A 7,573-nucleotide genomic window follows, 5' to 3' on the forward strand; every position below is an offset into this window, starting at 1 on the left:
AAATAACTCTTTTTGCTCATAAAACAGGCTAATTACAAATTGTTCTGTGATCAAAGTACGGTAATTCATGACCAAGCAATATTTTTTTGGTATGTTTTAGCTAATTTTGATATTAGCTCTTGGTATGAGCTAACTAAACGAACAGGCAATTATGGTATTTTGGCAGGAAAAGCCCGCTTTTGGGCTGACTACAGAAGACGTACAAGTCTTAACCAATGCAAAAGAGTATCGCACTGAACTATTGCGTTTAATTGGTGCAGCGAAAAAAAGAATTTATATTACTGCTTTATATTTGCAAGACGATGAAGCTGGGCGAGAAATATTAACTGCGTTACATGAAGCATCACTTGCTAACCCTGAGTTAGAAGTAAAAGTACTCGTTGATTTTCACCGAGCTCAACGTGGTTTAATTGGTGCGGCTAAGTCTGATGGCAATGCCAGCATGTATTGTGATTTTCAAGAGCAGTATCAATCAAATGTTAAAGTTCATGGTGTTCCAGTAAAAGCCAAAGAGCTTTTCGGAGTCCTGCATTTAAAAGGCTTTGTGATTGACGACACATTATTATACAGCGGCGCAAGCTTAAATAATGTGTATCTGCAGCAAGACGAACGTTACCGTTTAGACCGCTACTTTTTAGTTCGCCAAGCTGGTTTGTGTAATTCGGTCATCGAATTTATAGAAACACATCTTTTAAGCTCAGCAGCAGTGCCACGTATTGATATGCGTCCACTGGTAAAGTTTAATGATATTAAAGTCGCGCAAAAACAATTGATGCGTGAACTTAAATCGGCAAGTTACGAAAGTGCTGCAGAAGCCAGTGCCGGTGAGTTGGGTGTGCGTTTATTTTTAGGTTTAGGACGCAGAAGTAATAAGCTGAATCGTTTAATTAAGTCGTTATTCGATACCACAGAGCAAGAACTCGTTCTTTATACCCCTTACTTTAACTTTCCTGCCCCATTAATGCGTTCATTACGCCGTTTATTGAAGCAAGGCAAGCAAGTAACTATTGTGGTAGGGGATAAAACCGCAAACGATTTTTATCTGCCGCCAAGTGAGCCATTTAGTAAAATTGGTGCATTACCTTATTTATATGAAACCATTTTATATAAGTTTTTAAAGTCACAAAAACGCCACATCAGTAATGGTAATTTGAATGTTTACCTTTGGAAGCATGAAAGTAATTCTTTTCACTTAAAAGGGATTTGCTCTGATAAGCGCTTACATTTATTAAGTGGACATAATTTAAATCCACGCGCATGGGGCTTAGATATCGAAAACGGTATTTTAATTGACGACCCTAAGCAGCATATTCTTGAGCAAATAGAAAATGAAAAACACGCTATTTTGCAGCACTGTCGTCGTTTGACAGGTCCACAGGATTTAGAGACGATGGATGACTATCCTGCACCGGTTAAAAAATTATTGGGGCAGGCTAAACGTGTAAAAGTTGATTTTATTATCAAACGTTTTATTTAATCGAAAATTAAAAAAGCAGCGAAAGCTGCTTTTTTGTATCTAGATATTAGCAATCTACTTTACTTTTGTTGAGCATCTAAAGACTGGCCGTTCACCTCTTTAGAGTCGTCGCTCATCAAGTATAAATATGTTGGCATTAAATCTTCAGGTGTTGCTAACTTATCTCTATCTTCACCAGGGTAAGCTGATGCACGCATCGATGTGCGGGTAGCACCTGGGTTAATACAGTTCACGCGAATATTGGTTTTACCCACTTCACAAGCCCACGTTTGCATCATACCTTCAACAGCAAATTTTGAGATTGCATACGCACCCCAGTGTTCACGGCCTTGGCGACCAACACCTGACGAAGTAAAAATAACAGATGCGCTATCAGATTTGCGAAGCAGCGGAAACATGAATTTAGTGATCATAGCTTGTGCAGTTACATTCACTTTCATGATGTTTTCAAAGGTAGAAACACAGAAATGTTCAAGTGGGCCCAATGAACCTAAAATACCAGCGTTATTGAGTAAACCATCTAACTTACCGAACTGCATTTCGATGGTTGCAGCTAAGTCACGGTAGTTTTGTTTTGTGGCACCTTTTAAATCCATTGGCACAATAGCCGGTTGTGGATAGCCTGCATTTACGATTTCATCATAAACACATTCAAGTTTATTGGTTGTTTTTCCAAGTAAAATAACAGTGGCACCATGCTTAGCATAAGTTAATGCGGCAACACGACCAATGCCGTCACCAGCACCTGTTATTAAAATTACTTTGTCTTTTAGCGCATTCTCTGCGGCTTTATAAGTATGCATAAACGTACCATCGATTAGATTTTTCATCATTTTACCATAGCAAAAAGCCAAGTTATCGAATTTATTGCAAATTAAGGTGGCGAAAATTGAAACTTTACGTTAACTTTAACTGGTCTAATGTCTCATTAATAACCTAATTACATTAAATTAACTTAGAATGAAGGTAGTAGAATAACTACTTTTAACCCTGAACACACAATAACAATAAGATTTGCGCGGAGCGAAATTATGAAAAAACTGCTACTCTCACTAGCCATTGCGTCAGCCATTACTGGCTGTGGTGGAGGAGAAACATTAGAAGATGTAAAAAATGATAATCCTCCTGTTCTCCCAACCGCGACAGTAAAATTTGACCCAGCGAATAGTGTAATCTCAGTACCGAATGATTTACTGATGAGTGGTACCCTTGATGGTACTTTAAACATGCCGGGTGAATTAGACGACAACAATGTCAGTGTTGAACGTGCAGCTTATGCTGATCCTCAGCTTGCACTTGGTGCCCTTGATGGCTGGTCAACACAAACTCCGTTTAAAATCGATTTAACTTTTCCTGCGGGTATTTCTCTTGATATGACTTCTGCTGCTTCACCAGGAGCTGTGCGTATTTTTGAAGTTGTAATGGGTGCAAGCCAAACAGATGAAACTTGCTCGCAAGTTCCAGCGGGTATTGCTTGTAAATTAGTGTCTGAATTAACCTTTGGCGTTGACTTCATTACCCAAGGCTCCGGTGATGCGGTTGCTGTTATCCCACTTAAGCCATTTAAAGCGGGCAGCACTTACATTAATGTTCTGACAACATCATTAATGGACTCAGAAGGGCGTTCAATTGAGCCATCTTCAACTTATGCACTAGTGAGCGAAGAGACAACACTTATCACTGATTCGCAAAAGTCACTTCAAGCGGTTATCAATAGCTACGAAGATGCTGTGACATCGGGTGGTGCCATCACAAAAGATGAAATTATCTATTCTGCTGCGATGACAATGCAATCAGCAGGTCAAGTACTTGGTACAGTAAAACAGCTGCTTGCAGCAAGTTTAACGCAAGATGCTCTACCTACGCCGATGGTGCAAATTCCTGAGCAACCTGTTATTACGGTTGAGCAAGTATTTGCATCACAAGGTGTTACAGGTTTATCACCTGTGTTTGGTGGTGTGCAGTATCAAAAGGGTAGCGTAATGTTACCTATGTATTTAGCAACACCAACAGGCACAACGGTCGATGATTTATCAGCGACTTATTGGCAAGGTTTGTGTGATAGTGGTGTAGCTGTGCTTGGTTATGCGGCAGCAGCCGGTGACTCATTCCCAACAGACCCTATTAGCGAAACTGATGGCCTTTGTATGGCGTTAAGTGATGGTAAGTTACGTGATTTAGGCTTAGATCAAACAAAACACTTAACTAAGTACAACACAATTCCAAAAACACAAAGCATTGCTAATGTGCCAGTGCAAATGACTAAACCAATTTTACCTGTGATCAATGCAATACGTGGTCAGTTAGGTATGGATGAGTTAGCAATGCCTGAAGGTGGTTGGCCTGTTGTTATTTTGCAGCACGGTATTACTTCTAAAAAAGAAGATATGCTAGCTATTACCGCACAGCTAACAATGCAAGGCTTTGCAACAGCTGCAATCGATCACCCTATGCATGGTGAGCGTGGTGTAGATGTAGACGGCGACGGTACTGACGACTTTAATGCCTCTACAGGTTCTGTATTAAGCTATATGAACTTAAAGTCATTATTAGTAGCGCGTGATAGCTTACGCCAATCAGTTGCTGATTTACTTGGCTTACGCTTAGGTCTTAACTTTACCGGTGCTGCTGATTTAAATGCACAAGATGTATCATTCTTAGGTCATTCATTAGGCTCGGTAGTTGCTCCAGCATTTGTTGCTGTGACTAATGCACCGCTAGCTGACCAAGTTGATCCAATGTTCAACGTTAAAAGCGTAGCACTTGCCAGTGGTGGCGGTGGTATCGCCAGCTTCTTAATTGAGTCAAATACATTTGGCCCATTTGTACAAGGCTCTGTATTACTTGCAGCAGGCACAGCTGAATCAGCGGAGTTTGGTGCTTATACTCAAAATGAAGCGCTATCGAACTGTGGTTCACTTGCGTCTAACCAAACGGCTTTCGTTACATGTGCTTATAAAGAGTACGTAAGTTCGTTAACAATGGCAGGCGAAACAGCAAAATTAGCTAACATTCAAAGTGTGATCACTCAGTTTGCCTTTGCTGCGCAAACAGCACTTGATAGCGGCGACCCATCTAACTACGCAGCATCTGTTGCAGCACTTGGCACGCCAGTATACATGAGCGTTGTAGTGGGTGATGGTGAAAATAACAATGCTGATATGGTTATTCCACCTATGGTAGCGAGTAACCCAATTGCTGGTAGTTTACCTCTTGCTAACTTAATGGGTTTATCAACGGTAGCTGAAACACAAGGTCCAACAGCTGATGCAATGAGTTATGTGGTTAAATTCACTAAAGGCCATCACAGTTCAGTGTTAACACCTGCTGCAACGGCAGATTCAGGTGCAACTGCTGAAGAAAGTGCGGCGGCAACTGCAGAAATGCAATTGCAAATCGCGACTTTCCTAGCTAGCCGTGGTCAGTATCTTCAGGTTACTAATACAGAAGTCGTTACTGAATAATCGGAACCTTACTAATTAAGTAATAACCAATTAAGTAAAAAGCCACATCATGTGGCTTTTTTTTACTTTAAAGCGTGGTAAATTGTGCCGATGCATTAATAAATGGAGAGTTTGATTGGAATTTTTATATGAATACGGGTTATTTTTTGCAAAGACCCTGACATTTGTCATCGCAATTGCTGTGATTGTTGCCATTATCATGGGCGCTGCAGTGAAACCCAAAGCGAAGAAAGGGGAGATAACGATTGATGATTTGAGTGAGCAACTTGATGATCTAAAACAAAGCTTTATCGAAAATACTCTTTCAAAAAAAGAGCTCAAGGCTCACCAAAAACAGCAAAAAGCTGAGACTAAAAAACAGCAAAACGACGAGCCTAAATCACGTTTATATGTAATTGACTTTAATGGCAGTGTTGATGCCCACGAAGTAGAAAGCCTACGAGAAGAAATTACCGCTATTTTAACCATTGCCGACAAAGAAAAAGATCGCGTGCTGGTACGCCTTGAAAGTGGTGGTGGTGTGGTACACGGCTATGGCCTTGCTGCCTCTCAACTACAACGCTTACGTAATGCTGGAATTCATTTAACTGTTGCTATTGATAAAGTAGCAGCAAGTGGTGGCTATATGATGGCCTGTGTGGCCAATGAGATTATTGCAGCACCTTTTGCAATTGTTGGCTCGATTGGTGTTATTGCGCAAATTCCTAACTTTAATAAAATCTTGAAAAAGAATGATGTTGATTTTGAGCAAATCACCGCAGGTGAATACAAGCGAACGCTAACTATCTTTGGTGAAAATACCGATAAAGGCCGTGAAAAATTCAAAGAAGAAATTGAACAGACTCACGGTTTATTTAAAACCTTTGTGAGTGAGCAGCGTCCATCTCTAGATATTGATACTGTTGCAACCGGTGAGCATTGGTTTGCTACCCAAGCGTTCGATAAAGGTTTAGTTGATAAGATTGACACAAGTGATGATATCTTATTGAGCCAAGCTAAAGAACGTCAAATTTATAAAGTTAAATACCGTATTAAGAAGAATTTAAGCGATAAGCTTGCTGTTGGTTTGAGTTCAGGGGTAAGTAAAGCGGGTGTTAGTTTAATGTCACGTCTTAAAGGCTTAAATCCATAACCAAGCACTATCAATAAAAAACCCGCTAACTTAGCGGGTTTTTTATGGGCTGCAGATAAGTAATTACTTAATTGACTTATGATAGTCCTCTAAATCTTTAGCGGCATTAGGGTCATTAAATACGTCCTCATCAAATTCACCTTCAGATTTTGCAACCACACAGGTAACCATACAGTCACCGGTTACGTTGACAGCGGTACGTGTCATATCGAGTAAACGGTCAACACCAATGATGATAGCAATACCTTCTACAGGTAAGCCTACTTGGTTTAACACCATGGCTAACATAATAAGACCAACACCAGGTACACCCGCAGTACCCACAGAAGCAAGTGTTGCGGTTAAAATTACCATTAAGTAATCAGAAATTGTTAAATCAACTGAAAATACCTGTGCGATGAACACGGTCGCAACACCTTGCATAATTGCTGTGCCGTCCATGTTAATGGTTGCGCCTAAAGGCACAGTAAACGAAGCAACTGAGTTGTGCGCACCTAACTTCTTGCTCGCAGTTTCAAGGGTAATAGGCATAGTTGCACTTGAGCTAGATGTACTAAATGCAAATAGGCAAGCGTTTTTCATCTTCTTTAAAAACGTAATTGGGTTAAGGCCGGTAAATAACTTTAACAAGACACTGTAGTTAACTAAACCGTGGAACAGAAGTGCAAATACAACCACACCGAAGTATAAAGCAAGGCTCTTAATTAGCTTTAAGTCGATGGTTGTAAAGAGTTTTGCCATCAAGAAGAACACACCATAAGGTGCAATGTTCATAAGTAAGGTAACTAGCTTTAAAATAACAGTATTTAAGTCTTCAAAAACATTTGCAACACGTTGGCCTGCTTTACCGCTAAGGGCCATAGCAACACCGAATAATAATGCAAAAACAATAACCTGTAGCATATTACCACTTGCCATAGCATCAATAGGGTTTGTTGGGAACATACCGATAATGACTTGCGCAAGGGTAGGTGCTTCTTTTGCACTGTAGTTAGCATCCGAAGGTAAATTGATTCCTTCACCTGGGTTAACTAATAAGGCTAAGGTAATAGCAACAGTAATCGCAATTGCGGTCGTTGCTAAATAAAGCAAAATTGACTTACCGCCTAAACGGCCTAATTTTTTAGGGTCGCTTAAGCTACAAGTACCACAGACTAATGATACAAAAACCAGTGGCACCACAAGCATCTTTAAGCTTGCAATGAAAATTTGACCACCAACATGGAAAATACCATCAACAAAAAATGCTTTAATTGGTAAAGAGAATAACCCTAGTGGAATAAGGAAATCGTCTTCACCCGCTAAAATGGCTTGAAAGATAAAACCAACGATTACACCTAGTACCATACCTACCATGATACGAGATGTAAGGCTTAAAGATCGTACTTTTGACATACACCCAGTCTATTTTTTTATAAATTTTGCCATAGACTACCAGCATGAAGATTTTTATACAGAAAAATTCGATAAATAGTTAAATAATTTCGTTGCCTTTAAAGG

The 7,573-nt window shown here is 40.0% G+C and carries 5 protein-coding genes; 3 read left to right on the plus strand and 2 right to left on the minus strand.

From position 1 onward, the window contains the following. Positions 1 to 151 precede the first annotated feature (151 nt). On the plus strand, positions 152 to 1,477 hold the full coding sequence (gene pssA, locus L1D51_RS19655) for a CDP-diacylglycerol--serine O-phosphatidyltransferase (RefSeq protein WP_175079541.1): 1,326 nt from the start codon (positions 152 to 154) through the stop codon (positions 1,475 to 1,477). Positions 1,478 to 1,536: 59 nt separating this feature from the next. Here pssA and L1D51_RS19660 read toward each other — a convergent pair whose 3' ends face one another. Continuing rightward, positions 1,537 to 2,280, minus strand: coding sequence for a YciK family oxidoreductase (locus tag L1D51_RS19660; protein ID WP_054562005.1), 744 nt, complete (start codon positions 2,278 to 2,280; stop codon positions 1,537 to 1,539). A 228-nt stretch (positions 2,281 to 2,508) separates the two neighbouring features. On the opposite strand from L1D51_RS19660, the gene L1D51_RS19665 reads away from it, so the two are divergent. Together L1D51_RS19665 and sohB are read left to right on the plus strand one after the other, a co-directional pair. Next, the gene (locus L1D51_RS19665; protein WP_239964578.1) at positions 2,509 to 4,941 is read left to right on the plus strand and encodes a VolA/Pla-1 family phospholipase; all 2,433 of its coding nucleotides are present in this window, start codon (positions 2,509 to 2,511) and stop codon (positions 4,939 to 4,941) included. Between the two features lie 115 nt (positions 4,942 to 5,056). Next, positions 5,057 to 6,073, plus strand: coding sequence for a protease SohB (gene sohB, locus L1D51_RS19670; RefSeq protein ID WP_239964579.1), 1,017 nt, complete (start codon positions 5,057 to 5,059; stop codon positions 6,071 to 6,073). 63 nt (positions 6,074 to 6,136) lie between these two features. On the opposite strand, the gene L1D51_RS19675 is transcribed toward sohB, so the two are convergent. Further along, positions 6,137 to 7,468, minus strand: a complete 1,332-nt coding sequence (locus tag L1D51_RS19675; protein WP_055020834.1) for a dicarboxylate/amino acid:cation symporter — start codon at positions 7,466 to 7,468, stop codon at positions 6,137 to 6,139. Between the last annotated feature and the right edge of the window lie 105 nt (positions 7,469 to 7,573).

Source organism: Pseudoalteromonas shioyasakiensis (assembly GCF_022398475.1).
Taxonomy (GTDB): Bacteria; Pseudomonadota; Gammaproteobacteria; order Enterobacterales; family Alteromonadaceae; genus Pseudoalteromonas.